Source organism: Bradyrhizobium sp. SEMIA, assembly GCF_014844175.1.
In the GTDB taxonomy this organism is placed as follows: domain Bacteria; phylum Pseudomonadota; class Alphaproteobacteria; order Rhizobiales; family Xanthobacteraceae; genus Bradyrhizobium; species Bradyrhizobium arachidis.
Genome location: NZ_CP046601.1, coordinates 353941 through 379590, shown reverse-complemented (window position 1 = coordinate 379590; position 25650 = coordinate 353941). Strand labels below are relative to the sequence as shown.

Annotated in this window: 19 protein-coding genes and 2 pseudogenes; 15 read left to right on the top strand and 6 right to left on the bottom strand. The window is 64.7% G+C overall.

Features of this window, described 5'->3' with window-relative positions; genetic code table 11:
* Positions 1-67 precede the first annotated feature (67 nt).
* Positions 68-1666 carry an alpha-amylase family glycosyl hydrolase gene (locus tag FOM02_RS01865; RefSeq protein ID WP_027563306.1) on the bottom strand — a complete coding sequence of 533 codons (1599 nt, stop codon included), beginning with the start codon at positions 1664-1666 and terminating at the stop codon, positions 68-70.
* Between the two features lie 172 nt (positions 1667-1838).
* Here FOM02_RS01865 and FOM02_RS01860 point away from each other — a divergent pair, with 172 nt between their 5' ends.
* Positions 1839-2519: an MBL fold metallo-hydrolase gene (locus tag FOM02_RS01860; protein ID WP_027563307.1), complete on the top strand. Its 681-nt coding sequence runs from the start codon at positions 1839-1841 to the stop codon at positions 2517-2519.
* A 3-nt stretch (positions 2520-2522) separates the two neighbouring features.
* On the opposite strand, the gene FOM02_RS01855 is transcribed toward FOM02_RS01860, so the two are convergent.
* Positions 2523-2891 (bottom strand): winged helix-turn-helix transcriptional regulator, encoded by a 369-nt coding sequence (locus FOM02_RS01855; protein WP_027563308.1) that lies wholly within the window; start codon positions 2889-2891, stop codon positions 2523-2525.
* A 138-nt stretch (positions 2892-3029) separates the two neighbouring features.
* On the opposite strand from FOM02_RS01855, the gene FOM02_RS01850 reads away from it, so the two are divergent.
* Complete coding sequence (locus FOM02_RS01850; protein ID WP_231164169.1) at positions 3030-3332, top strand: hypothetical protein; 303 nt, start codon at positions 3030-3032, stop codon at positions 3330-3332.
* Positions 3333-3521: 189 nt separating this feature from the next.
* Here the strand turns inward: FOM02_RS01850 and FOM02_RS01845 are convergent, their stop codons facing one another.
* The gene (locus FOM02_RS01845) at positions 3522-4694 is read right to left on the bottom strand and encodes a PHB depolymerase family esterase (RefSeq protein ID WP_027563310.1); all 1173 of its coding nucleotides are present in this window, start codon (positions 4692-4694) and stop codon (positions 3522-3524) included.
* A 140-nt stretch (positions 4695-4834) separates the two neighbouring features.
* Entirely contained in the window at positions 4835-6247 is a 1413-nt protein-coding gene (locus FOM02_RS01840) for an MFS transporter (RefSeq protein WP_027563311.1), read from the bottom strand.
* Positions 6248-6407: 160 nt separating this feature from the next.
* Here FOM02_RS01840 and sthA point away from each other — a divergent pair, with 160 nt between their 5' ends.
* Positions 6408-7799: a Si-specific NAD(P)(+) transhydrogenase gene (sthA, locus tag FOM02_RS01835; RefSeq protein ID WP_092211884.1), complete on the top strand. Its 1392-nt coding sequence runs from the start codon at positions 6408-6410 to the stop codon at positions 7797-7799.
* Positions 7800-7951: 152 nt separating this feature from the next.
* Here sthA and FOM02_RS01830 read toward each other — a convergent pair whose 3' ends face one another.
* A complete protein-coding gene (locus FOM02_RS01830) occupies positions 7952-8119 on the bottom strand; it encodes a hypothetical protein (protein WP_167336474.1) in 168 nt (55 codons plus the stop codon).
* On the opposite strand from FOM02_RS01830, the gene FOM02_RS01825 reads away from it, so the two are divergent.
* Together FOM02_RS01825 and FOM02_RS01820 are read left to right on the top strand one after the other, a co-directional pair.
* The gene (locus tag FOM02_RS01825) at positions 8063-9298 is read left to right on the top strand and encodes an LLM class flavin-dependent oxidoreductase (RefSeq protein WP_027563312.1); all 1236 of its coding nucleotides are present in this window, start codon (positions 8063-8065) and stop codon (positions 9296-9298) included. The two genes, FOM02_RS01830 and FOM02_RS01825, sit on opposite strands and share 57 nt — an antisense overlap.
* Positions 9299-9441: 143 nt before the next feature.
* Positions 9442-10818 (top strand): cytochrome P450, encoded by a 1377-nt coding sequence (locus FOM02_RS01820; protein WP_027563313.1) that lies wholly within the window; start codon positions 9442-9444, stop codon positions 10816-10818.
* A 255-nt stretch (positions 10819-11073) separates the two neighbouring features.
* Here FOM02_RS01820 and FOM02_RS01815 read toward each other — a convergent pair whose 3' ends face one another.
* Positions 11074-11913, bottom strand: coding sequence for an SDR family NAD(P)-dependent oxidoreductase (locus FOM02_RS01815; RefSeq protein WP_027563314.1), 840 nt, complete (start codon positions 11911-11913; stop codon positions 11074-11076).
* Between the two features lie 163 nt (positions 11914-12076).
* Here FOM02_RS01815 and FOM02_RS01810 point away from each other — a divergent pair, with 163 nt between their 5' ends.
* The 10 genes and pseudogenes from FOM02_RS01810 to FOM02_RS01765 all read left to right on the top strand — a co-directional run bounded on the left by FOM02_RS01810 (position 12077) and on the right by FOM02_RS01765 (position 25614).
* Positions 12077-13042, top strand: coding sequence for a sensor histidine kinase (locus FOM02_RS01810; RefSeq protein ID WP_027563315.1), 966 nt, complete (start codon positions 12077-12079; stop codon positions 13040-13042).
* A gap of 349 nt (positions 13043-13391) precedes the next feature.
* Positions 13392-15127 (top strand): annotated as a pseudogene (locus FOM02_RS01805) (putative bifunctional diguanylate cyclase/phosphodiesterase).
* A gap of 353 nt (positions 15128-15480) precedes the next feature.
* Complete coding sequence (locus tag FOM02_RS01800; protein WP_265441421.1) at positions 15481-16995, top strand: sigma-54 interaction domain-containing protein; 1515 nt, start codon at positions 15481-15483, stop codon at positions 16993-16995.
* Between the two features lie 120 nt (positions 16996-17115).
* Positions 17116-18426, top strand: a complete 1311-nt coding sequence (locus FOM02_RS01795; protein WP_027564002.1) for an MFS transporter — start codon at positions 17116-17118, stop codon at positions 18424-18426.
* Positions 18427-18540: 114 nt separating this feature from the next.
* The gene (locus FOM02_RS01790) at positions 18541-20586 is read left to right on the top strand and encodes an acyl CoA:acetate/3-ketoacid CoA transferase (RefSeq protein ID WP_027564001.1); all 2046 of its coding nucleotides are present in this window, start codon (positions 18541-18543) and stop codon (positions 20584-20586) included.
* A gap of 105 nt (positions 20587-20691) precedes the next feature.
* Entirely contained in the window at positions 20692-21876 is a 1185-nt protein-coding gene (locus FOM02_RS01785; RefSeq protein WP_027564000.1) for a substrate-binding domain-containing protein, read from the top strand.
* 166 nt (positions 21877-22042) lie between these two features.
* Positions 22043-22806: pseudogene (locus FOM02_RS01780) on the top strand (ABC transporter ATP-binding protein).
* Complete coding sequence (locus tag FOM02_RS01775; RefSeq protein WP_027563998.1) at positions 22803-23525, top strand: ABC transporter ATP-binding protein; 723 nt, start codon at positions 22803-22805, stop codon at positions 23523-23525. The pseudogene FOM02_RS01780 and the gene FOM02_RS01775 overlap by 4 nt, the downstream one beginning before the upstream one ends.
* On the top strand, positions 23522-24532 hold the full coding sequence (locus tag FOM02_RS01770; RefSeq protein ID WP_027563997.1) for a branched-chain amino acid ABC transporter permease: 1011 nt from the start codon (positions 23522-23524) through the stop codon (positions 24530-24532). Before FOM02_RS01775 ends, FOM02_RS01770 begins: the two co-directional genes overlap by 4 nt.
* On the top strand, positions 24529-25614 hold the full coding sequence (locus FOM02_RS01765) for a branched-chain amino acid ABC transporter permease (protein ID WP_027563996.1): 1086 nt from the start codon (positions 24529-24531) through the stop codon (positions 25612-25614). Before FOM02_RS01770 ends, FOM02_RS01765 begins: the two co-directional genes overlap by 4 nt.
* Positions 25615-25650 lie beyond the last annotated feature (36 nt).

Sequence of the window (25650 nt, the reverse complement as noted above, 5' to 3'; positions counted from 1 at the left end):
AACTGCTCCCTGTGGTTATGGGTCCCGGATCGGCGCGCCGCTTCGCTGCGCTTGTCCGGGACGACGGCTAGCGCGGCGCGACGATCACCCCTTCATTCCCGCGCAAATCGAGCACGCCTTCGAGCCGCTCGCCCTCGCGATCCAGGAACGTCGACAGCACAATCTCGCTGCCGAACCGGATCGCGCTCGTCGTCACCGCGATCGGCTCGCGGCCGAGATTGAGCGCCACGATGATCGCCTTGCCCTCGGCGGCGCGGCGGTAGATCAGGAGATCGCCTTGCGCGGCGATCGGGTGATAGTCGCCCGACACCAATGGCTGACATGTCCGCCGGAAGGCGATCAGGCGCCGGTACAGGCTGAGGATCGAACGCGGATCGGCCTCGAGATCGACGACGTTCTCGCGGATGTGATCCTCGGGCAGCGGCAGCCATGGCCTTGCTTCCGAGAAGCCGGCGTAGTTCGACGAGTCCCATTGCATCGGCGTGCGGCAGCCGTCGCGCCCGACGCCCAGGCCAGGCACGTTCTTCTCGAAGGGATCCTGCACGTCCTCCGGCGCGATCGCGAGCTGATGCATGCCGATCTCGTCGCCGTAATAGAGCGTCGGCGTGCCGCGCAGGGTCAGGAGCAGCATGGCGGCGACGCGGGCCTGCTCAGGCCCGACGCGGCTTGCGACACGCGGACGGTCGTGATTGCCGAGCACCCAGTTCGGCCAGGCGCGCTTCGGCAGCGCCTTCTCGTAATCCTCGACGATCGTCTCGATCGAGCGCGCGCTCCAGAAGGTCGAGAGCAGCGCGAAATTGAACGGCATCTGCGCGCCGGTGAGGTCGTTGCCGTAATAGGCCATCAGGCGATGCAGCGGCAGGTAGATCTCGCCGATCAGCACGCGCGCCGCATACGCATCGGTGACGCGCCGCATCTGCGCGATCACCTCATGCACCTCGTCCTGGTCGGTGGAATATTGGGTGAGGATCTTCTCGTTCGGCGGCCGGCCCTCGACGTAATGCGGGTTCGGCGGATTGTCGCGGAACTCAGAATCCTTGATCAGGTGCCAGATCACGTCGACGCGAAAGCCGTCGACGCCCTTCTCCAGCCAGAACCGCATCACGTCGTAGATCGCGGTGCGCACCTCGGGATTGCGCCAGTTGAGGTCCGGCTGCTGGGCCAGGAAGGCGTGGTAGTAGTACTGACCTGTGGTCTCGTCGAGGGCCCACGCGCTGCCGCCGAACTCGGACAGCCAGTTGTTCGGCACGCCGCCGTCCGGCTTCGGGTCGCGCCAGATGTACCAGTCACGTTTGGGATTGTCGCGCGAGGACCGGCTCTCGATGAACCACGGATGCTGGTCCGAGGTATGGTTCGGTACGAGATCGAGGATCAGCTTCAAGCCGTTGTCATGCGCGGCCGCGAGCAACGTATCGAAATCCGCCATCGTGCCGAACAGCGGCTCGATGCCGGTATAGTCGGAGATGTCGTAGCCGAAATCGGCCATCGGCGAAGGAAAGATCGGCGACAGCCAGATCGCGTCGACGCCGAGCGATTTCACGTAAGGCAGCCGGCGCAGGATGCCGGCGAGGTCGCCGACGCCGTCGCCGTTGCTGTCCTGAAACGAGCGCGGGTAGATCTGATAGAAGATGCCGTCGCGCCACCAATTGTCGCCGCCCTGTGCCATGCCGGAGGTACCACCCGATATTCTGCCCTGCGCGAGAGAACGCGGCAGGAACGCCCCGGTTCAAACTGGCAAGGCAATTGGGACGGCCGTGTGACGTTTGGTGCGGCTGTTCCCCCGCCGCTCGCACGAATCTTTTGCTTGGCGGCATGGCAAAAATCGGCATTGTGGCGCCATGACCGAGCAAAATGACACCCAAGACTCCTCGCAAGCCAAGGCGGGCGCGATCATCGTTCCTGTGACGCTGTTCGAGCAGAACTGCACCATCATCTGGGACGAGCCCGGCAAGAAGGCCGTGGTGATCGATCCCGGCGGCGACGTGCCGAAGATCCTGGACGCGATCAAGCAGACCGGCGTCACCGTCGAGAAGATCTGGCTGACCCACGGCCATATCGACCATGTCGGCGGCGCGGCGGAGCTGCGCGATGCGCTGAAGGTGCCGATCGAGGGCCCGCATCAGGCCGACAAGTTCCTGCTCGACAATGTCGTCGAGAGCGGTGCACGCTTCGGCATGACCGGGGTCCGCAACTTCGCGCCGGACCGCTGGCTCGACGAGGGCGACACCGTCTCGATCGGCGGCCTCTCCTTCGACATCTTCCACTGCCCCGGCCATTCGCCCGGCAGCGTGGTGTTCTTCAACAAGGAATTGCGGTTCGCCCATGTCGGTGACGTCTTGTTCGCGGGCTCGGTCGGACGCACCGATCTGCCCGGCGGCAGTCACCCCACGCTGATCGATTCGATCAAGACCAAGCTGCTGCCGCTCGGCGACGATGTCGGCTTCATCTGCGGCCATGGCGCCGGCTCGAGCATCGGCCAGGAGCGGATGACCAATCCGTTCGTCACCGGCGAAATGTAGGTTTTACTCGGCGGCGTCCGCGAGCGCCGCCGTCTCACTCAGGTTACGCTCGCCCCATTCGCGAATGGCCGCCACGACGGGCACGAAACTCTTGCCCTTGCGCGTGAGGCGATACTCGACCTTGGGCGGCACCTCGCCAAAATCCTTGCGGTCAATGAGACCACTCTCGGTGAGCGCCTTCAATTCGCGGCTGAGCACGCGCGGGGTGATCTCGGCGCTGCCGCTGGCGCCGCGCAGCAGGCCGCTCCTGATCTCGCCATAGCGGCGCGGGCCGTCCTTGAGGTCCCAGACGATGCGCAGCTTGTACTTGCCGCTGATCATTTTTTGAAACGCCGCAACCGGACAGGTGCGCGCCGGATTGGCCTTTGCCATGTCGTCTCCTCCATGCCAGCCAGCTTGCGGCAGGATAGGAGCGACGGCGAAAAAGTCCATACTATCAATTTTGTCCATACTTGCGGGATCGCTCCCAGGGCGCAGATGATGACGCACAGGACGAACAGGGAGCGTCACATGAAGCACTTCATGATCAAGTACCAGTTCAGGAACGGCACGACGGAGGAATGGCACCGCGAGATCGGCCGCTTCATCAAGGCGATCGACGGCGATCCGGAGCTGAAAGGGCGGATCGGCTATCGCGTCCTCAAGAACCGCGACGACGGCCAGTATTTTCACCTCGCCAGCGTCACCGACGATGCCGCGCAAAAGACGCTGCAATCGCGGGAGTTCTTCAGGGCCTATCAGGAGATGACAAGGAAGGTCGCCGGCGGCGAGGTGACGGCGACGCCGATCGAGATGATCGACGCGACGAAGTAGCTTCGTCATTCCGGGGCGCGATAGCGTCGCCACAAATCCCGCTGTCGTCCCGGACAAGCGAAGCGCAGATCCGGGACCCATAACCACAAAGAGAGGTCTGGCGAAGGCTCGGTGTTCGGTACTTCGACCTGCCGCGATCGATAGATCACGCGGTATGGGTCCCTGCGTTCGCAGGGACGACGGTGGGGCTTACTTCATCAACCCCGCCGCCGTCAGCGCGCGGGTGATGATCTGGCCGAGATCGAAGCTGCGCGATTTCTCGCGCTTGGGCTCGGGTTGCTCGGCGACGGCGGCGCGGATCGAGCGGGCGAGATGCGGCGCGGGGGTCAGCGCCGGCTTTGGCGTTGCGGGCTTTGCCTCCGCTTTCTTCGCGGCGTCCGGAATCCAGCCGGTCAGGCCGAAGAATTTTGCGATGTGATAGGACGAGGAGATGCCGGCCTCGATCAGGAACGCACCTTCGATGCCGTAGCGCTGGTCGTTGTCGGCTAGCCCAAGCGGCGTGCCGTGCGCCATGTCGGTGATGGCGTAGGACTCGACCAGCGTCTCGCCGTCCTTGTTCCACCAGGCCTGGCGCGGATATCCGTCGACATTGGTCTCGGCCATCGGCACGGCGGGCAGGTCATGCAGATCGAGCCACTGCTTGACGATCTCGTTGGCATTGCCGGGATTGACGGTGCGGTCGGCGCTGCCGTGCCACACAGACATCTTTGGCCACGGCCCGCGATGATCCGAGGCATTGCGGACGAGATCGCCGAGCGCGCGCGCGGGGCGCACCGGCGAATGAAACATGCCGTCCAGCGCCTCGCGCAAATTCGAGGCGATGCCATATGGCAGGCCGGCAATGACAGCGCCGGCTGCGAAAACTTCCGGATAGGTTGCAAGCATCACCGAGGTCATGCCGCCGCCGGCAGAGAGACCCGTGATGAAGATGCGCCTGGCATCGATGCGATGCGTCGCGGCCATGTGCGCGATCATCTCGCGGATCGAACGCGCCTCGCCGCTGTCCCGCGCGGTGTCTTCCGGATTGAACCAGTTGAAGCAGGTGTTGCCGTTGTTGACGCGCTGCTGCTCGGGCATCAGCAGCGCGAAGCCATAGTGCTTCGCGAGCGTCGACCAGCCTGCGCCGAGATCATAGCCGGCCGCGGTCTGGCCGCAGCCATGCAGCACGACGACGAGCGCGCGCGGCTTCTGCAGCTGCGCCGGCACGAACGCGAACATGCGCAAGTTTCCGGGATTGGCGCCGAAGTCCGTGACTTCTTGCAGCGGGCTGGATGAATCAGCGCTGCGGCCGAACTCGGCAAAGCGCAGACCGTCCAGCTTCGGCAGACGTCTCAACAGATCGACATTTCTGGCTAACGACACGGCAACTTCCTGATGGGCGAATCTCAACGTTCACCCAAACCAAATAGTTGCTGCGGTGCAAAATAAAAAGGCCGTGCGCTGTCAATCACCCGAAATCACGCAAATACCCGCAGGAATCCGCACGTATTAACCGCACTGCCTCAACTTCGTGCAGATGCGCGGCGCATCCACGACAAGAATGCGGCGCAGATCATGATTAACGTCACAAACAACACAAGCGAGACGAGAAATCCTGCGCGCGCTGATTGCAGCGCTTCGATTGCGAAGAACACCGCACCGATTGCGGCCACTCCGGCCGCATTTCCGATCTGCGCCGTCGTGCCATACGCGCCGGAGGCGGAGCCTGCCGCGACAGGCTTGACGGTCGACAGCACCGCGCCTGACAGCGGCGCCATCACAAGTCCCTGACCGTAGCCGAAGACGATCATGGTGAGTGCGAGCGTGGTTGCCGTTGGCGATTCGACACAGGCAGCAACAAGCGCAAGCGCGGCGAGGCCCGCGATCTGAAGCGCGCAGCCTTCGATCAACACCTTGGTGCCCCGATGACGCGCTCGCACGCCGCTGTGGCGCGAGGCAACAACGAATGCGAGCGCGAGTGGAATGAAGGCCATGCCGGCTTCGAGCGGCGCGATCTTGAGCCCGCGCTGCATGAATAGCGTCATGACCAGATAGAAGGAGAGATTGGCGACGAAGAAAAAGAACGCGGCACCAAGCCCGCGCAAAAAGGCGGCATCCGCGAGCAGAGTGAGGTCAATCAGCGGCATGCCGCCGCTACGCGCGACGGCATGTTCGAGCTTCAGGAATGCAAAGAGGGTCACACCGCCGAGCACCATCACCGCCCACAGCCACGGCGCCCAGCCGACATCATGGCCGAACAGCAGCGGCCCGATCAGGCAGAGCAGCCCCGCGAACAGGACGACGCTGCCCTTGATGTCGAGCCTCGTGCCTGATCGCCGCGGCACCGTCGGCATGATGCGCCAGGCCGCAGCGGCGATGACGAGGCCGCAGGGCACGTTGACGAAGAACACCGAGCGCCAGCCGGTGTGCGCAAGGTCGATCGTGACGAGGAGACCGCCGAGCAGAAAACCCGCAGCACCGGCGAGCCCGAGCACGATGCCGTAGATGGCGAAGGCGCGGCTGCGCGTCTCGTCGGTGAAGAGCAGATGCAATGTCGCCAGCACCTGCGGCACCATCAGCGCCGCGGTCGCGCCCTGTGCCAGCCGCGCGATGATCAACTCGGCGCCGGACTGTGCCAGCCCGCACCAGAGCGAGGTCGCCGTGAAGCCGAGCACGCCTGCCAGGAAGACATTCTTCGTGCCATGGATGTCGCCGAGCCGGCCGCCGGTGACGACCAGCGTCGCATAGGCGATCAGGTAGATCGCGATCACGGATTCGATCTGCGCCGGCGTCGCGTGCAGATCGACCGCGATGGTCGGGATGGCGACGTTCACGATGAAGGCGTCGACGCCGAACATGAACTGGGCGGCGACGACGATCGCCAGCACCCACCAGCGGCGGGTCGAATCGATGGGCTTTGTGACGGTTTGATGCATCGGCGAAGCAGCTTTCGGGAATTTATTTGCGCGCGATGCTCGCAGATCGGCGTCATCCGCGCGATTACCTCGGAGGTAGGACTTGTTTTCCCCTTGCCGCACTGGCCCGATTGCTGCATGTCGGTTCCCGCTGATTTTGCAGGGGTTCGGAAGTCTCCCGATGTACGACTACGACATGGTGGTGATCGGCTCGGGCCCGTCCGGGCGCCGGGCCGCGGTGCAATGTGCCAAGCTCGGCAAGGCCGTACTGGTGGTGGAGAAGGGCCGGCGGGTCGGCGGCGTCTCCGTTCACACCGGCACGATCCCCTCCAAGACGCTGCGCGAGACCGTGCTGAACCTGTCCGGCTGGCGCGAGCGCGGCTTCTACGGCCGCTCCTACAAGGTGAAGCAGGACATCGCGGCAAGCGATCTGATGATCCGGCTCCAGAAGACGCTCGACCACGAGGTCGAGGTCTTGGAGCATCAGTTCAGCCGCAACCTCGTCCGCACCGCCAATGGCGAGGCGCGCTTCGTCTCGCCGCACGAGGTCGAGATCACGAGCGCAATCGGCGAAACCAAGACCGTGTCGGCCGCCTTCATCCTGATCGCCTGCGGCACGCGTCCGTTCCGGCCCGATTACGTGCCGTTCGACGGCACAAGCGTGCTCGACAGCGACGAGATCATCGAGCTGCCGAAGCTGCCGCGCAGCCTGGCCGTGATCGGCGCCGGCGTGATCGGCGTCGAATATGCCACCATCTTCAGCGCGCTCGACGTGCCCGTGACCCTGATCGAGCCGCGACCAACCTTCCTCGATTTCATCGACAAGGAACTGATCGAGGAGTTCATGCACGAATTACGCGACCGCAATGTCGCGCTGCGGCTCGGCTCCAAGGTGACGTCGATCGAGAAGACCGCGCAGGGCGGCATCGTCACCAACCTCTCCGACGGACGGCACGTCACCACGGAAATGCTGCTGTTCGCGGCCGGCCGCGTCGGCGCCACCGACCGCCTCAATCTCGAAGCCGCCGGCATCGCCGTCGACCACCGCGGCCGCATCACGGTCGATCCGGTCAGCTTGCAGACCAGCGTGCCGCATATCTACGCCGCCGGCGACGTGATCGGCTTTCCGAGCCTTGCCTCGACCTCGATGGAGCAGGGCCGCGTCGCTGCCTGCCACGCGCTCGGCATGGAGCCATTGGCGCCGCCGGAATTCTTCCCCTACGGCATCTATTCGGTGCCGGAGATCTCGACCGCGGGTCTGACGGAAGAAGAGGTGCGTACGCGCGGCATTCCCTACGAGGTCGGCATCGCGCGTTTCCGCGAGACCTCGCGCGGCCACATCATGGGGCTGAACAGCGGCATGATGAAGATGATCTTCTCGACCAAGACCCGCCGCCTGCTCGGCGTGCACATCCTCGGCGAAGGCGCCACCGAGCTGATCCATATCGGCCAGGCCGTGCTGAACCTCAAAGGCACAATCGACTATTTCATCCAGAACACGTTCAACTATCCGACGCTGGCCGAGGCGTACAAGATCGCTGGCCTCGATGCGTGGAACAGGATGACGCGGTAGCTCCGCCCTCTTCTCGTCATGCCCGGGCTTGTCCCGGGCATCCACGTTCTCCGTACAGCGGGGCAAGGCGTGGATGGCCGGGACAAGCCCGGCCATGACGGGTGTGGAAGCGTGTGCGCGCAAGCAGTGAATAGCGAAGAGAGCAGTCTACGCTACGCATGCCTGCATTCCGCTGCGCGGGACATCACGCGATTGCGTTCGTTGCCGCCACCACGTAGCCTCATCACTTCAACAAACAGAAAATCGAAGCCGGAGAGAACGCCATGGCGCGCCTGAAGTTCGGAGCCTTTCTTGCCCCGCATCACCCGATCGGGGAACATCCGATGCTCCAGTTCCGGCGCGATCTCGACCTCGTCGAGCAGCTCGACGCGCTCGGTTATGACGAGTTCTGGTGCGGCGAGCACCATTCCTCCGGCTGGGAGATGATCGCCTCGCCCGAGATGTTTCTGGCCGCGGCGGGCGAGCGCACCAAGCGAATCAAGCTCGGCACCGGCGTGGTGTCGCTGCCCTATCACCATCCCTTCAACGTCGCGCAGCGCATGGTGCAGCTCGACCACATGACCGGCGGCCGCGCCATCTTCGGCTCCGGCCCCGGCGCGCTTGCCTCCGACGCACACACGCTCGGCATCGACCCGATGACGCAGCGCGACCGCCAGGACGAGGCGATCGGCGTCATCCGCCGCCTGTTCAACGGCGAGCGCGTCACCGCCAGGAGCGACTGGTTCACCATGAACGACGCCGCGCTCCAGCTCCTGCCGCTACAGGAGGAGATGCCGTTCGTGGTGGCCTCGCAGATCTCGCCGTCAGGCATGACGCTCGCCGGCAAATTCGGCATCGGCATCATCTCGCTGGGCTCGATGACGACGCAAGGGCTGATGTCGCTGCAGCAGCAATGGCAGTTCGCCGAGGACGCCGCCAAGAAGCACGGCACCAAGGTGAACCGCGCCGACTGGCGCGTGCTGCTCACCTTCCACATCGCCGAGAGCCGCGAGCAGGCGCGCCGCGAGGCCGGCGCCGGGCTGATGCGCTGGCACAACGAATATAATGTCGGCACGCTGCAGCGGCCGGGGCTGACCGCGTTCTCCTCGCCGGATGAAGCCGTGGACAAGACCGCCTTCGTCGAGGGCGCGGCCTCCACCATCGGCACGCCCGACGACCTCGTCAAAACCATCAAGAACGTGATGCAGGTGTCCGGCGGCGTCGGCGCCATCATCGGCTTCGTGCACGACTGGGCCAATCCGGAAGCCACGCGCCGGAGCTGGGACATGGTCGCGCGCTATGTCGTGCCGGAGATCAACGGCTACATCGACGGCCTGCGCAAGTCGCAAAAATTCGTGATCGAGAACCGCGCGATCTTCGAGCGCGCCGGGCAAGCGGTGATGGCCAAGATCATGGAGAACGAGAAGGCCGCCGAGGCGCTGAAGGTGACCGGGCCGGGCCGCGTTGCGATTCCAGCCGTCAACGCGCCAGATCTGCAGAAGGAAGCGGCGAAGCGCTAGGCCTCATTGGCGTTACGCTCGTAACCACGTTCACGCGCAAGACATATCGGCCTGTGCTATTCTGACCTGGTCAGTTTGGCGCAGGCCGCAATATTGCCGTGGTCGCGCGATGTCTGTTCGGTCCGCCAACCGGAGCAATCGTCATGTCGATGCAGAATGTGGCCACGTCTGAACTCGGCTACACCCCGCCCAGGCGCAACGAGCTGACGCACATCCCGGGCGACGAAGGCTGGCCGATCATTGGCATGACCTTCAAGGTGCTGGCCGACCCCAAGGGACATATCGAGCGGAACGGCGCCAAATACGGGCCCGTCTATCGCACCCACATTTTCGGCGAGACCAACGTCGTGCTGCTCGGCCCCGAGGCCAACGAGCTGGTGCTGTTCGACCAACACAAGCTGTTCTCCTCGACTCACGGCTGGAACAAGGTGCTGGGCCTGTTGTTTCCACGCGGCTTGATGCTGCTCGATTTCGACGAGCACCGGCTGCATCGCAAGGCGTTGTCGGTCGCGTTCAAGTCGGGGCCGATGAAATCCTATCTGGCCGATCTCGACCGCGGCATCGAAGGCCGGGTCGCGCAGTGGAAGGCTAGACCCGGCGAGATGCAGCTCTACCCGGCGATGAAGCAGCTCACGCTCGATCTTGCCGCGGCGTCGTTCCTCGGCGCCAATATCGGGCCGGAGGTCGACGAGATCAACCGCGCCTTCGTCGACATGGTCGCGGCCGCCGTCGCGCCGATCCGCCGGCCCCTGCCCGGCACACAGATGGCGCGCGGGGTGAAGGGCCGCAAGCGCATCGTCGCCTATTTTCGCGAGCAGATTCCGCTGCGACGCGGCAATCACGGCGGCGACGATCTGTTCTCGCAGCTCTGCCGCGCCACCCATGAGGACGGCGCGCTGCTGTCCGAGCAGGACATCATCGACCACATGAGCTTCCTGATGATGGCGGCGCACGACACGCTGACCTCGTCGCTGACCTCCTTCGTCGGCGAGCTCGCCGCCAATCCGGACTGGCAGGAACGTCTGCGCGCGGAGGTTATGGCACTCGGGCTCGCGCCGGACGCGCCGAGCAGCTTCGACGATCTCGACAAGATGAAGCTGACGGAGATGGCGTTCAAGGAAGCGCTGCGGATCAAGCCGCCGGTGCCCTCGATGCCGCGCCGCGCGATGCGCGATTTCAGCTTCAAGGGATACAGGATTCCCGCCGGCACCGCGGTCGGCGTCAATCCGCTCTATACGCATCACATGAAGGATATCTGGCCGGAGCCCGACCGCTTCGATCCCATGCGCTTCACCGAAGAGGCCCAGCGCAACCGCCACCGCTTCGCCTTCGTGCCGTTCGGCGGCGGCGCGCATATGTGCCTCGGCCTGCACTTCGCCTACATGCAGGCAAAATGCTTCGCGCGGCACTTCCTGCAGAACATCGAGGTGTCGCTGGAGCCCGGCTACAAGCCGGACTGGCAGATGTGGCCGATCCCGAAGCCGAAGGATGGGTTGAGGGTCAGGGTGCGGGCGGTGTGACGTTTCTCATGTCCCGGACGCGCGGACCGCGAGCCGGGACCCAGAATCGTTAGCCGCGTTGAGTTCGGAGAGATGGGCCCCGGCTCTGCAGCGCACCGCTGAAGAAGCGCTGCGCTGCGTCCGTGGCACGAGATATCGTAGGGTGGGCAAAGGCGCGGAGCGCCGTGCCCACGATCTTTCGCATAGGGACATTTGGTGGGCACGGCGCGCGAAGGGCGCGCCTTTGCCCACCCTACGGCACCGTCGCCGGAGCGGTTACGCCCCGTCGTCAAATGCCTTGCGCAACGCGCTCAAGCCCTGCTGCTGCTGGCTCCAGTTGCGGCCGCCGGTCATGGCGCCGTCGATGACGAGGTCGTGGCCGTTGATGAAGCTGGATTCGTCACTGGCCAGGAACACCGCGGCGTGGGCGATGTCGTCGGGCAGGCCCGCACGCGGGATCGGCTGCGCGGTCTTGTAGACCTCGCGCATCACCGCCGGCGTCTTCTCGGCGGCGTCGGTCGATAGCCCAAGCGCCTTGCCGAAAATGCCGGTCGCGATCGCGCCGGGCGAGATCGAGTTGACGCGCACATTCGCTTCGCCGAGCTCCATCGCCACGCATTTGGTGAGATGGATCACCGCCGCCTTGGCCGCGCCATAGACGACCGACGAGGAGAAGCCGGCGAGGCGGCCCGCGATGCTGCCATTGTTGATGATGCTGCCGGAACCCTGCTTCTTCATGTAGGGCGCGGCGTGCTTCATGCCGAGCATGACGCTGCGGACCAGGGTCGCCATCGCCGCGTCGAAGCGCTCGACCTCGAGGCCCTCGATGCCCCCGGTCTGCGCCGGGCCGCCGGCATTGTTGAAGAGACAGTCGACCCGACCGAATTTCTCCACCGCCAGCGCGATCAGCGCCTGCATCTGCGCTTCGACCGTCACGTCGGTCTGGCGGAAGATGCAGTTGGACCCGAGCCGCGTGGCCAGCGCCTCGCCTTCCGGTAGTCGCCGCCCCGCGATCACAATTTTGGCACCTTCGGCAACGAAGACTTCCGCAGTCCGCAATCCGATGCCGCTCGTCGCGCCCGTGATCACCGCCACCTTGCCGTCCAGCCTGCCCATGGAATGTCCCTGTTTTTGAACTTTTTGATGCCAAATGGCGGACACCGAGCATGACGGCTCCGCGGTGCTCACTATTCCTGCCGACTTTCGACAAGGCAAGCTTTGCTTGCGCTGGCGACATGCGTAACATTCATGGCGAATGCAGATCGCGACCGGGCCGCGCATGGAGAAGCTGATCGACGAATTCCGCAAGGGCTGGCAGGGCATGGCGCCGCCATCACTCGGCCTGAGCCTCGCCTTTGCGACCACCTGCGTGCTGGTTGCGACGCTGGCGCGTTGGGGACTCGCGCAAGTGCGGCCCGACGTCTACTTCACCCCCTACTTTCCTGCCGTGTTCTTTGCTACCGCCTTCGGCGGCTTCCGGATCGGCATCTTGACGGCGATCGTCGGCGGCGTGCTCGGCGTCGTCCTGAATTTCGGCGATGCCTTTGCCGATCGCGCGCGATTTGCCCTGCTGGCGCTGTATTGGGCGGTCTGCGCGCTCACCATCTGGGGCGTCGAGCACTATCGCTCGCTCCTGGTCGAGCAACGCCGGATCTCCAGGCGGCTGATCGAGGAAGAGGAGTATCGCAAGCTCCTGGTCGAGGAGCTCCAGCACCGGCTGAAGAACAAGCTGTCGACTGTGCACGCCGTGATGCACCAGGTGCTGCATGACCAGCCGCAGGTGTGGGCCCGGATCGACCCGCGGCTGCGGTCGCTGGCCACGACCGACGATCTGATCTCGCGGGTCGACAAGGGTGGCTGCGACATCCGCGATCTGCTGATCGCGGAGCTCGGGCCTTACGGCCATGTCCGCTTTACGCTGAACGGCGACCGGCTGTTCCTGCCGCCGAAGCTCGCGGTCACGCTGTCATTGATGTTTCACGAGCTCGCCACCAACGCGGGCAAATATGGCGCGTTCTCCTCGCCCCGCGGCTTGTTGCAGGTCTCGTGGACCGTCAACGGCGATCGCCTCACCGTCACCTGGGATGAAACCGAAGGCCCGAGCGTCGGCGAGGTGTCGGCGCCGGGCTTCGGCACCAAATTGCTGAAGTCGGCCCTGTTCGCCTTCGAGGGCAAGACCGAGATCTCGTATCTTCAGACCGGCCTGCATTGCATCATGCAATGCCGCATCCCGAAGAGCGGCTAGGCGGATAGCGAACTCGATCGATCGGGTCACCGAAGCATCCACAGCGTCATGGCCGGGCATAGCCGTCCGAAGGACGGCGTCGCTTCGCTCGCCTATGTCCCGGGCATGACGACCTTTGATCACGCAACGAGAACGAAACAAGCGAAAGACAACCGCGCGCGCCGCCCGCGCTTTCGCAAGTGGCATTGACGCTCTGTTAATGACGATCGACAGCGCGTGTCGCATCGCCGCAAGTTTCCTCGAAAACACCCCCGTATTTCTGCGGACCCCTTAACCAAACTTAAGAGGGAACCACGCAAGATCGCAGCCATTGCAAAGGCGCGCTGAAACAACAAGATTCATGACTTCTATGAACGACAACAAATATTCCGGCGCGAGTGAAGCCGAGCTCGGATTTCTCAAGGAAATCGTTAGAATGCTGCCTGCCGGCCTGACCGTGCAGGACGCCGAAGGCAAGCTTCTGCTGGTTAACGATGCAGCGGCCGCCCAGCTCGGCATGGACGGCAGCCGTCCCTCCCCCGATCTTTCGCCGCGCCGCGAAGCCTGCCGCCAGGCGCTGAGCGCCGGCCAATCCGTCGTCACCGAGGAAGCACTGCACGAGGGCGCCGCGCGCCAGGTGCTGCTGACGACCCATCGTCCCGTGCGCCTCGCTGGACGCGAACTCCTGATCTCGGCCTCCTCCGACATCACCGAACAGAAGAATTTCGAGGACCAGCTGTTCCGCTCGGCCTATTTCGACGAGCTGACCGGCCTGCCCTCGCGGCGCGTGATCGAGCATCGTGCCAACAGCCTGCTGGCGCGCGAGCGCGGCGGCGATCGCTTTGCGCTGGCCTTTCTCGACGTCGACAATTTCAAGCACATCAACGACTATTACGGCCACGCCGTCGGCGATGCGCTGCTGGTCGAGCTGTCGAAGCGGCTCGGGCGGGACTTGCGCGATTCCGACATGCTGTCGCGCATCTCCGGCGACGAGTTCCTGCTGCTGCTCGCCCCGATCCAGAGCCAGGAGGAAGTCGCCGAATTCATGCAGTCGACGCTGGAGCGGCTGACCGCACCGTTCTTCATCGACAATTCGGAAGTCTTCGCCTCCACCTCGGTCGGCATCAGCCTCTATCCCGATCATGGACGCAATTTCGAGACGCTGCGCCAGAACGCCGACATCGCGATGTACCGCATCAAGAACGACGGCAAGGGATCGGCGGCCTTCTTCGATTCCAGCATGGAGCGGGAGGCGCTGGCGCGGACGAAGATCGAGCAGTCGCTGCGGCTCGCCATCCTCGAAAAGCGCTTCTGCTGCGCGTTCCAGTCCAAGGTCGACATCCGCACCCAGGCGGTGAAGGGCATCGAGGCATTGGTGCGCCTGCGCGACGACGAGGGCGTGATCCAGGCGCCGGGCTCGTTCATCAACCTCGCCAGCGAGCTCGGGCTGATCGACGAGCTGACCCATCTGGTGCTGGCCGAGATCGTCAAGTCGATCGACCTGATCAACGACACGTTCGGCCCGGAAGCGACCATCAGCATCAACGTCGCGGCCAAGCAGGCCGGCAATCCCGAATTCATGCGCAGCTTCGCGCAGGCGCTCGACGACACCGGCTTTCCCAAGCGGTTCATGATCGAGGTGACGGAAGACGCCTTCGTCGCCAAGAATCATTTCCAGGCCGAGATCCTGCCGATGTTCCGCAAGCTCGGCGTCGGCATCTCGATCGATGATTTCGGCACCGGCTATTCCTCGCTCTCGGCGCTGGCCGACATCACAGCGGACGAGATCAAGATCGACCGCTCCTTCATCACCGACATCCATAAGCGTCCGCGCAGCCAGGGCATCCTGCGCGCGATCGAATCCTTGAGCGAGGCGCTCGGCATGACCGTGATCGCCGAAGGCCTCGAATCCTACGAGGAGCTCGCCTATCTCCAGGCTGCGACCAAGATCCGCTACGCCCAGGGCTATTACTTCTCGCGGCCCATCTTCCTGGAGGAGCTGAAGCTCGCGACGCCTGCCTCGAGCGAGTCCCGCGCCAGCGTGGCGAGCGCCCGATGCAGCAGAACCGCCAGGGCTATTCGCGGGCGAGCGGGTATCGGCGGTAGGGCAACGGCGCGACGATCTCGCTGTCGTCCCGGGGCGCGCGAAGCGCGAGCCCGGGACCCATAACTACAGGAAGCGGTTAGGCGCGAGGCTCCCACTCCGAGTCTTCGCCAAACCTCTTCCTGTGGGTATGGGTCCCTGTGTCTTGGAAGTCTGTCAGGATGGGTTGGGCGGGAAGCCGTTGGATGATGCGTGACAGAAAGCCGTACCTGAAAGCCAACCCAACATAACAGTTGCCGGGTTCGCTTCGCGCCCCGGGACGACGGCAATTGCTGAGCTGGCTTGCGTGCCATTTCCCCCTTTGAAATTGCTGCCCTTTTGCTAATACACAGGCGGACCTCCCCTGGGGTATGTCATGTCCACCTCATCCTCCGTCAGCGATCCCGCCTATCTTCGCGCGCGCGCGATGGAGACGCTGTTCGAGCGGCTGGAGAAGCTCTGCGAGGGCGCGATCGCGATCGATCGCGGCGGGCGGGTGGTCTACGTCAACGAGAAATATCTTGCGGCGCTCGGCCTCAAGCACACATCCGAGGCGATGGGACGGCCGATCGAGGAGGTCATTCCGAACAGCCTGATGCGGAAGGTGGCCGAGACCGGCGAGCCGATCCTGCTCGACATCATGGAGCTCGGCGGCGAGCAGCTGGTCGTCACCCGCATGCCGATCGAGGACGAGAACGGCAAGGTGATCGGCGCGATCGGGTTCGTGCTCTACGACCATCTCGAAAGCCTCAAGCCCCTGCTCGCCCGCGTCGCCCAGCTCGAGAGCGATCTGCGGCTGGCGCGGCGGCAATTGTCCAACGCCCGCGCGGCGCGCTTCACCTTCGCCGACTTCGTCGGCACCACGCCGGCGATCGCGCAGGCCAAGCAGCTCGCAAGCCGCGCTGCGCGCCAGAGCGTGACCGTGCTGCTCACCGGCGAGACCGGAACCGGCAAGGAGATGCTGGCGCAGGCCATTCACAATGCCTCCTCGCGCGCCGAGAAGCCGTTCGTCAGCGTCAATGTCGCGGCCGTTCCCGACACGCTGATCGAATCGGAGTTCTTCGGCACCGCGCCGGGCGCCTATACCGGCGCCGACCGCAGGGGGCGCGAGGGAAAATTCCGCATCGCCGACGGCGGCACGCTGTTCCTCGACGAGATCGGCGAGATGCCGCTGCAATTGCAGGCCAAGCTCTTGCGCGTGCTGCAGGAGCGCGAGATCGAGCCGCTCGGCTCGGACAAGATCTCCAAGGTCGATGTCCGCGTCGTCGCCGCCACCAATGTCGATCTGCGCAAGCGCGTCAGCGACGGCGCGTTCCGGCCCGATCTCTATTACCGCCTCAACGTGCTCTCGATCGACTTGCCGCCGCTGCGGGACTGCCTGGACGATCTCCCCGATATCTGCGCCCGGCTGCTCGAGGACATCAGCGCGTCCGGCGATTACGTCAACGCCAGGATCACGCCGAGCGCGCTCGCAGCGCTAGCGCGCTACGACTGGCCCGGCAATGTCCGCGAGCTCCGCAATATCCTGGAGCGCGCGCTGATCCTGAGCGATTCCGGACGGCTGACCGGCGACGACGTCGCGCGCATCCTTCCCGTCGGCGCCGAGGTCAGGGTCGCGGCGCCTTCGCGCCCGGCCGGAGCAGTGGTGCCCTATGCCGAAGCCGAGGCCGAGTTCGAGAAGCACACGCTCGAACAGCGCTCGCCGCCAGCAACGGCCAGATCGCCGAGGCGCGCGGATGCTGCGGATCTCGCGCGCGACCTTCTACAAGAAGCTCGCCAAGTTCGGCCTCGCCTCGGGCCCCGCCTCCGTCTGAGTTTCGAGACTTGGAGTGTCCGGAGTCTCGGATTCCGGACACGGCGATTTGCACCTCCATTCCGGCGCGGACGCTGAATCTGCTGGATTTTCCGGCATTTTGCCCAGGTCCGCGGCATCTGGCGCGGCGCTTGCTCTTTGCTTTGCACAATGACGCATGCCGCACATGCGCATTCGCAAAACCAGGGAGGACGCAAGATGAGTGAAGCGATCTCAGTTCATCAGCTTCAGGCGAAACAGCCCTCGCACGTCACGGTCGCCACCGCGAGCCTGATCGGCACGGCCATCGAGTGGTACGACTTCTTCCTCTACGGCACCGCCGCCGCGCTGATCTTCAACAAGCTGTTCTTTCCGACCTTCGACCCGATGATGGGAACGCTGCTGGCGTTCGCGACCTACGCGCTTGGCTTCATCGCGCGCCCGCTCGGCGGCGTCGTGTTCGGGCATTACGGCGACAAGATCGGCCGCAAGACCATGCTCTATCTGACGCTGCTGATCATGGGCGCGGCGACCGCGGCGATCGGCTTCCTGCCGACCTATGAGACCGCGGGCATCTGGGCCGCGATCCTGCTGGTGACGTGCCGCCTGGTCCAGGGCTTTGGCTTAGGGGGCGAATGGGGCGGCGCGGTGCTGATGGCGGTCGAGCATGCGCCCGCGGACAAGAAGGGTTTTTACGGCAGCTGGCCGCAGCTCGGCGCACCACTCGGCCTCGTGCTCGGCACGCTGGTGTTCTCGGTGGTGTCCGCGATGCTGACCGACGCCCAGCTCTATGCCTGGGGCTGGCGCATCCCGTTCCTGTTCTCGATCGCGCTGGTGCTGGTCGGCCTGTGGATCCGTTTCACCATCGCGGAATCGCCGGAGTTCCAGAAGGTCAAGGACACCAAGCAGGAGGTGAAGATGCCGATCCTGGAGGCGATCCGGATGTACCCGAAGAACATCCTGCTCGCGATGGGCGCGCGCTTTGCCGAGAACGGCTTCTTCTACATCTACGCCACCTTCGTGCTCGCCTACGCGACGCAATCGCTCGGCATGAACAAGCAGGACATGCTCAACGGCGTCCTGATCGGCGCCGCGATCGAGACCTTCACCATCCCCGCCTTCGGCGCGCTCTCCGACCGCGTCGGGCGGCGGCCGGTCTATATCTTCGGCGCGGTGTTCTCGGCGCTGATGTCGTTCCCGCTGTTCATGCTGCTTGCGACCAAGAACCCGCAATATGCCTGGATCGCGATCGTGCTCGGCCTCGCCGTCGGCCATGCCGCGATGTATGGGCCGCAGGCGAGCTTCCTGTCGGAGCTGTTCGGCACCAAGGTGCGCTATAGCGGCGTCTCGCTCGGCTACAATCTCGCCTCGATCTTCGCCGGCGCATTGTCGCCGCTGATCGCGACGGGATTGATGACGGCCTACGCGCCGGCGACCTGGCCGATCTCGCTCTACATGATTGCGCTGGCGATCATTACCGTCGTGTCGGTCTATTTCGCCACCGAAACGCGCAAGACGCCTCAGTCCTGAATGGGCTGCCCCGCGACGCCGGAGCGGCTGGTCGCCAGCCGCTCCACGCGATACCAATAGAGCCAAGCGAGAAGAACGGGCATGCAGTCCGCAACAGACATGGGAGGGAATGCCATGAGCCAGCATCCTGCCTTGCCCTATTTGCGCAACGCCGAGAAGGGCAAGGTCGTCAGTGCAGCGGAAGCGGTCATGCTGATCCGCGACGGCGATACCGTGGCGACCGGCGGCTTCGTCGGCATCGGCTTTGCCGAGGAGATCGCAATCGCGCTGGAGGAGCTCTATCTCTCCAACGAGGGCGATGCGCCCTACACCCAAGGCAAGCCGCGCAATCTGACGCTGGTCTATGCCGCGGGCCAGGGCGACGGCCAGCATCGCGGCCTCAATCATTTCGCGCATGAGGGCCTGGTCCGCCGCGTGATCGGCGGCCATTGGGGGCTTGCGCCGAAATTGCAGCAGCTTGCGATCGCAAACCAGATCGAGGCCTATAACCTGCCGCAGGGCGTGATCACGCATCTGTTCCGCGACATCGCCGCCCACCGGCCCGGCCACATCACCCGCGTCGGCATGGGCACCTTCGTCGACCCCCGGCACGGCGGCGGCAAGCTCAATGCGCGCACCACCGAAGAGCTGGTCGAGCTGATCCGGATCGGCGGCGAGGACTGCCTGCTGTATAAGACATTTCCAATCGACGTCGGCATCATTCGCGCCACCACCGGCGATGCCGACGGCAACCTCACCATGGAGAAAGAGGCGCTGACGCTGGAAGCGCTCGCCATCGCCATGGCGGCGCATAATTCCGGCGGCATCGTCATCGCCCAGGTCGAGCGCGTCGCCGAGAGCGGCAGCCTCAATCCGCGCCAGGTCAAGATCCCCGGCATCCTCGTCGACTGCGTCGTCGTGGCGAAACCTGAGAATCATTGGCAGACGTTCGGCACGCCCTACAATCCGGCCTATTCGAGCGAGATCCGCGTCCGCGCCGCCTCGCTGCCGGTGATGCCGGTCAGCGAGCGCAAGGTTATCGCACGGCGCGCAGCGCTCGAGCTGAAGGCCAACAGCGTCGTCAATCTCGGCATCGGCATGCCGGAGGGAATCGCCTCGGTCGCCAATGAAGAGCGGATCATCGATCTGATCACGCTGACGGCGGAGCCCGGCGTGATCGGCGGCATCCCGGCGAGCGGCATCGATTTCGGCGCGGCGATCAACACCCAGGCGGTGATCGACCAGCCCTACCAGTTCGACTTCTACGACGGCGGCGGTCTCGATGCGGCCTTCCTCGGCCTTGCCCAGGTTGACCGCGCAGGCAATCTCAATGTCAGCAAGTTCGGCCCGAAGCTCGCGGGTGCCGGCGGCTTCATCAACATCAGCCAAAACGCCAAGGAGGTCGTCTTCGTCGGCACCTTCGGTGCGGGCCGGCAGCGCATTGCGGTGAACGACGGCAGGCTGTCGATCCTCGAGGAAGCCAGCTCGCGCAAATTCGTCGACCATGTCGAGCACGTGACCTTCAGCGGCGCCGTCTCGGCGGCACGCGGGCAGCGCGTGCTCTATGTCACCGAGCGCTGCGTCTTCGTGCTGCGCCCCGACGGGCTCGAGCTCACCGAGGTCGCGCCGGGCATCGACATCGAGCGCGACATCCTGCACCTGATGGATTTCAAGCCGCTGATCCCGCGCGATCCCATGCTGATGGACGAGCGCATCTTCCGCGACGGCCTGATGGAGCTGCGCGAGCGACTGCTCACCATCCCGCTCGACCAGCGCTTCTCGCTGGACGAGCAGCAGAACCTGTTCTTCGTTAATCTGGAACGCTATCCGCTGCGCAGCCGGGCCGAGATCGACACCATCGCCGCCATCGTCGAGGCGAGGCTCGCCCCGCTCGGCCGCCGGGTCTACGCCATCGTCAATTATGACAACTTTTCCATCCTGCCGGAGCTGATGGACGATTATTCGGCCATGGTCCGCAGCCTGGTCGATCGCTTCTATTCCGGCGTGTCGCGCTACACCACATCGGGGTTCCTGCGCATCAAGCTCGGCGAAGCGCTGGAGCGGCGCGGCGTTGCGCCGCATATTTTCGAAAGCGCGGACGAGGCGCAGTCGGACTGGCGTCAAGTCGAGGGAGCTGCCGCGGCCGGCGCATCCCACGCCCTGCGGCAGGCTCAAAAATGATGCAGGCCCGCATGTCGACGCGCTTCGCCGGAAGGTGCAATTGCAATGTTCGCAAGCTTGTGCAAATCGCTGTTGCCGAGAAACTTTGAATCAGGAGGGACCATCGTGCGTCGATCGCTCATCATAACAACAACCATTCTCGCCCTCGCCGCGAGTGCCTCCGCGCAGGCCGACGATCTCAAGGTCGCGCTGATCTACGGCAAGACCGGCCCGCTCGAAGCCTATGCCAAGCAGACCGAGACCGGCCTGCAAATGGGTTTTGAGTACGCCACCAAGGGCACCATGACGATCGACGGCCGCAAGATCGTCGTCATCACCAAGGACGACCAGGGCAAGCCGGACCTGTCCAAGGCCGCTCTCGCCGAAGCCTATCAGGACGACAAGGCCGACATCGCGATCGGCACGACCTCGTCGGCCGCCGCACTCGCGATTCTCCCCGTCGCCGAGGAGAACAAGAAGATCCTGATCGTCGAGCCCGCGGTCGCGGACCAGATTACCGGCGAGAAGTGGAATCGCTACATCTTCCGCACCGCCCGCAACTCCTCGCAGGACGCGATCTCGAACGCGGTCGCGATCGGCAAGCAGGGCGTCACCGTTGCGACGCTGGCGCAGGACTACGCCTTCGGCCGCGACGGCGTCGCCGCCTTCAAGGAAGCGCTGGCCAAGACCGGCGCGACGCTCGCCGCCGAAGAATATGCCCCGACCTCGACCACGGACTTCACCGCGGTCGGCCAGCGCCTGTTCGATGCGCTGAAGGACAAGCCGGGCCGCAAGGTGATCTGGGTGATCTGGGCCGGCGCCGGCAATCCGCTGGCCAAGCTCCAGGACATGGACCCGAAGCGCTACGGCATCGAGCTCTCCACCGGCGGCAACATCCTGCCGGCGCTCGCCGCCTATAAGGGCCTGCCCGGCATGGAAGGCGCCACCTATTACTACTACGACATCCCGAAGAACCCGGTGAACGACTGGTTCGTTGCCGAGCACCAGAAGCGCTTCAACGCGCCGCCGGACTTCTTCACCGCGGGCGGCTTTGCCGCGGCGATGTCCGTCGTCGCCGCCGTCACCAAGGCGAAGTCGACCGACACCGAGAAGCTGATCACCGCGATGGAAGGCATGGAGTTCGATACGCCGAAGGGCAAGATGGTGTTCCGGAAAGAGGACCATCAGGCGCTGCAGAGCATGTATCACTTCAAGGTCAAGGTCGATCCGAACGTCGCCTGGGCCGTGCTCGAGCCGGTGCGCGAATTGAAGATCGAGGACATGGACGTTCCGGTGAAGAACAAGCGGTAGGTGCTTCTTCACCTCTCCCGCTTGCGGGAGAGGCCGGGAGAGGGCTCTTTCCTCTCGGGGGCTCTCGATTGCTGAGACACCCTCTCCCCTGCCCTCCCCCGCATGCGGGGGAGGGGGCGCAGCGTAGCTGCGGATAGATCCCGCTTCATCAATTGCCAGACGGTCAATGTCTCTCACCCTCGAAACCCGCGACCTCACCATTCGCTTCGGCGGCCATGTCGCGGTCAACAACGTCACCTGCACGTTCCGCCCGGGCGAGCTGACCGCCATCGTCGGGCCGAACGGCGCCGGCAAGACCACCTATTTCAATCTGATCTCGGGCCAGCTTCGCGCCTCCAGCGGCAGCATCCTGTTTGGCGGCACCGACATCACCCAGCATTCTGCGCCCTTGCGCACGCGCGCGGGCCTCGGCCGTGCCTTCCAGCTGACCAACCTGTTCCCGAACCTGACGGTGGAAGAGAACGTCCGCCTCGCCGTGCAAGCCGCGAACGCACGCATTACGACATGCTGCGGCCCTGGATGGTCCGCCGTGACCTGATCGCACGCGCCGACGGCATCCTCGACCAGGTCGCGCTCGGCAATCGCCGCGGCGTCGCCGCGACCGCGCTATCGCATGGCGACCAGCGCAAGCTCGAGGTCGCCCTGATGATCGCGCTGGAGCCGAAAGTGTTCATGTTCGACGAGCCGACCGCGGGCATGAGCATCGACGAGGTGCCTGTCGTGCTGAACCTGATTGCGCAGCTGAAGCAGGACAAGAGCAAGATCATTCTCCTCGTCGAGCACAAGATGGACGTGGTGCGCTCGCTCGCCGACCGCATCATCGTGCTGCATAACGGGCAGCTCGTCGCCGATGGCCCGCCGGCCGAGGTGATCGCCTCGCCGATCGTGCAGGAAGCCTATCTCGGCGTCGCCCCGAAGAGTGCTGCATGACCGACCTCTTAAAACTCTCCGGCGTGCATACCCATATCGGGCGCTACCACATCCTCCAGGGCATCGATCTCGCCGTCCCGCAAGGACAGGTCACGATGCTGCTCGGCCGCAACGGCGCCGGTAAGACCACGACGCTGCGCACCATCATGGGCCTGTGGCAGGCCTCCTCCGGCGAGATCACCCTCGCCGGCGAGCGCATCGAAAGCCGCGCGACGCCCGACATCGCCCGGCTCGGCGTCGGCTACGTGCCCGAGAGCATGGCGGTGTTCTCCGACCTCACGGTGAAGGAAAATCTCGTCCTCGCAGCGCGTGACGCGCCGCTGGATGACAGGCAGCTGGAATGGATTTTTGGCTTCTTTCCGGCGCTGCGCCGCTTCTGGCTGTCGCGGGCGGGAAGTCTCTCGGGCGGACAAAAACAAATGTTGTCCATCGCACGCGCGATCATCGAGCCGCGCAAGCTGCTCTTGATCGACGAGCCGACCAAGGGCCTCGCGCCCGCCATCGTGATGGCGCTGATCGAGTGCCTGAAAGAGATCAAGCGCAAGGGCGCGACGATTCTTCTCGTCGAACAGAATTTCTTCGCCGCCCGCGAGCTGGGCGACAATGTGCTGGTGATGGACAACGGCACCATCGTCCACCGCGGCGAGATGGCGGCGCTCGCCGCCGACGTGCCGCTGCAGGAGCGGCTGCTCGGCCTGAGCCTGGAGGCGCATCAGTGACTGACCTTGCCGCAACCGACCCGTTGCCGAAGCCGAAGCGCGACCTCGCGCCGATCCTGCTGCCGATCGCGCTCGCGCTCCTGATGATCCCGCTGATCGGATCGACTTCGTCCTGGCTGACCTTGACCGCGGCGAGCCTCGCCATGGGCATGATGATCTTCATCATGGCCTCCGGGCTTACTCTCGTTTTCGGCCTGATGGACGTGCTCAATTTCGGCCATGGCGCCTTCATCGCCGTCGGCGCCTATGTCGCAACGCTGGTGCTGGCACCGTTCGCGGCTTCCATCCAGGCGGATTCGCTCTGGGTGAACCTTGCAGTGCTGGCCCCAGCCGCGCTGCTGTCCATGGCGGTCTCCGGCGCGCTCGGCCTGATCATCGAACGCGTGCTGATCCTGCCGGTCTACGGCCAGCATCTGAAGCAGATTCTGATGACGACCGGCGGCCTGATCGTCGCCGAGCAGACGCTTTATGCCCTTTGGGGGCCGCAGATCATCCCGATGCCGCTGCCGGCCTCGCTGCGCGGCTCCTTCATCCTCGGTGACGTCGCGATTGCCAAATACCGCGTGCTGGCAATGCTGATTGGCCTTGCCGTCTTCATCGCGATCCAGCTCGTGCTCAACCGCACCAAGCTCGGCCTCCTGATCCGCGCCGGCGTCGAGAACCGCGAGATGGTCGAGGCGCTCGGCTATCGCATCCGCCGCCTGTTCCTCGGCGTGTTCATGACGGGCTCGGCGCTCGCCGGCCTCGGCGGCGTGATGTGGGCGCTCTACCGCGAGCAGGTCCACGCCTCCATGAGCGACGACCTCACCGTCCTGATCTTCATCGTCGTCATCATCGGGGGTTTGGGGTCGATCGGCGGCTGCTTCATCGGCGCGATTTTGGTTGCGATGGTCGCCAATTACGGCGGCTTCCTGGTGCCGAAACTCGCCCTCGTCTCCAACATCCTGCTGATGGTCGCCATTCTGATGTGGCGGCCGCGCGGCCTCTATGCGGTGACCAGCCGATGATGATCCTTTCCGGCGATCCGCCGCGGAGCCGCGTGCTCACGCTCCTCCTCGTCGTCATCATCCTGGCGCTGGCGGCAACGCCTTTCCTGTTTCCGGGCGCCAAGGCGCTGAATGTCGCAGCAAAAATCTGCGTCTTCGCCGCGCTGGTCGCCTCGTACGATCTGCTGCTCGGCTATACCGGCTCGGTGTCGTTCGCCCACACCATGTTCTACGGCATCGGCAGTTACGCCATCGCGATCGCGCTGTACGGCATGGGCCCGAACTGGGCGGCGGTCGCAACCGGCATCGTCGTCGGCCTGCCGCTCGCCGCGCTGCTGGCGCTCGCGATCGGCCTGTTCTCGCTGCGGGTGGCCGCGATCTTCTTTGCCATGATCACGCTCGCGGTCGCCTCCGCCTTCCAGGTGCTGGCTTCGCAGCTGTCCTGGCTGACCGGCGGCGAGGACGGCCGCAGCTTCCAGCTGCCCGAGCTGCTACGCCCCGGCACGGTCCTGATCTCCAAGAACCTGCTCGGATTCGAGATCAACGGCCGCATCCTGACTTTCTACCTGGTGTTCGCGATCTCGGCGCTGATGATCCTTGCGCTGCTGCGGGTGGTGAACTCGCCGTTCGGGCGCGTGCTGCAGGCGATCCGCGAGAATCGTTTCCGCGCCGAGGCGCTCGGCTTCCGCACCGTCTTCCACCTCACCTACGCCAACTGCCTCGCGGCGCTCGTCGCCGCCGGCGCCGGCATCTTGAACGCGCTGTGGCTGCGCTATGCCGGCCCCGACACCTCGCTCAGCTTCTCGATCATGCTGGATATCCTGCTGATGGTCGTGATCGGCGGCATGGGCACGATCTACGGCGCGATCATCGGCGCCACCATCTTCATCCTTGCTCAGAACTATCTGCAATCGCTGATGGGCGTTGCCTCCAAGGCGGCGAGCGAAGCCGGCCTGCCGCTGCTGCCGGGGCTGTTGCACCCGGACCGCTGGCTGCTGTGGCTGGGGCTGCTGTTCATCGCCAGCGTCTATTTCTTCCCGACCGGCGTGGTCGGACGTCTCCGCAGTGGCGGCAGCGACAAGAGCACGGGCGCCTCGCATTAAGCTATGATTAATGATGCAGCGCAACGATTGCTGCGC

Coding starts and splice junctions, on each gene's coding strand:
- sthA (WP_092211884.1), top strand. CDS start 6,408: ATGTACGACTACGACATGGTGGTGATCGGCTCGGGCCCGTCCGGGCGC.
- FOM02_RS01855 (WP_027563308.1), bottom strand. CDS start 2,891: ATGGCAAAGGCCAATCCGGCGCGCACCTGTCCGGTTGCGGCGTTTCAA.
- FOM02_RS01850 (WP_231164169.1), top strand. CDS start 3,030: ATGAAGCACTTCATGATCAAGTACCAGTTCAGGAACGGCACGACGGAG.
- FOM02_RS01810 (WP_027563315.1), top strand. CDS start 12,077: ATGGAGAAGCTGATCGACGAATTCCGCAAGGGCTGGCAGGGCATGGCG.
- FOM02_RS01825 (WP_027563312.1), top strand. CDS start 8,063: ATGGCGCGCCTGAAGTTCGGAGCCTTTCTTGCCCCGCATCACCCGATC.
- FOM02_RS01865 (WP_027563306.1), bottom strand. CDS start 1,666: ATGGCACAGGGCGGCGACAATTGGTGGCGCGACGGCATCTTCTATCAG.
- FOM02_RS01775 (WP_027563998.1), top strand. CDS start 22,803: ATGACCGACCTCTTAAAACTCTCCGGCGTGCATACCCATATCGGGCGC.
- FOM02_RS01815 (WP_027563314.1), bottom strand. CDS start 11,913: ATGGGCAGGCTGGACGGCAAGGTGGCGGTGATCACGGGCGCGACGAGC.
- FOM02_RS01795 (WP_027564002.1), top strand. CDS start 17,116: ATGAGTGAAGCGATCTCAGTTCATCAGCTTCAGGCGAAACAGCCCTCG.
- FOM02_RS01840 (WP_027563311.1), bottom strand. CDS start 6,247: ATGCATCAAACCGTCACAAAGCCCATCGATTCGACCCGCCGCTGGTGG.
- FOM02_RS01800 (WP_265441421.1), top strand. CDS start 15,481: ATGTCCACCTCATCCTCCGTCAGCGATCCCGCCTATCTTCGCGCGCGC.
- FOM02_RS01820 (WP_027563313.1), top strand. CDS start 9,442: ATGTCGATGCAGAATGTGGCCACGTCTGAACTCGGCTACACCCCGCCC.
- FOM02_RS01790 (WP_027564001.1), top strand. CDS start 18,541: ATGAGCCAGCATCCTGCCTTGCCCTATTTGCGCAACGCCGAGAAGGGC.
- FOM02_RS01830 (WP_167336474.1), bottom strand. CDS start 8,119: ATGTTCCCCGATCGGGTGATGCGGGGCAAGAAAGGCTCCGAACTTCAG.
- FOM02_RS01860 (WP_027563307.1), top strand. CDS start 1,839: ATGACCGAGCAAAATGACACCCAAGACTCCTCGCAAGCCAAGGCGGGC.
- FOM02_RS01765 (WP_027563996.1), top strand. CDS start 24,529: ATGATGATCCTTTCCGGCGATCCGCCGCGGAGCCGCGTGCTCACGCTC.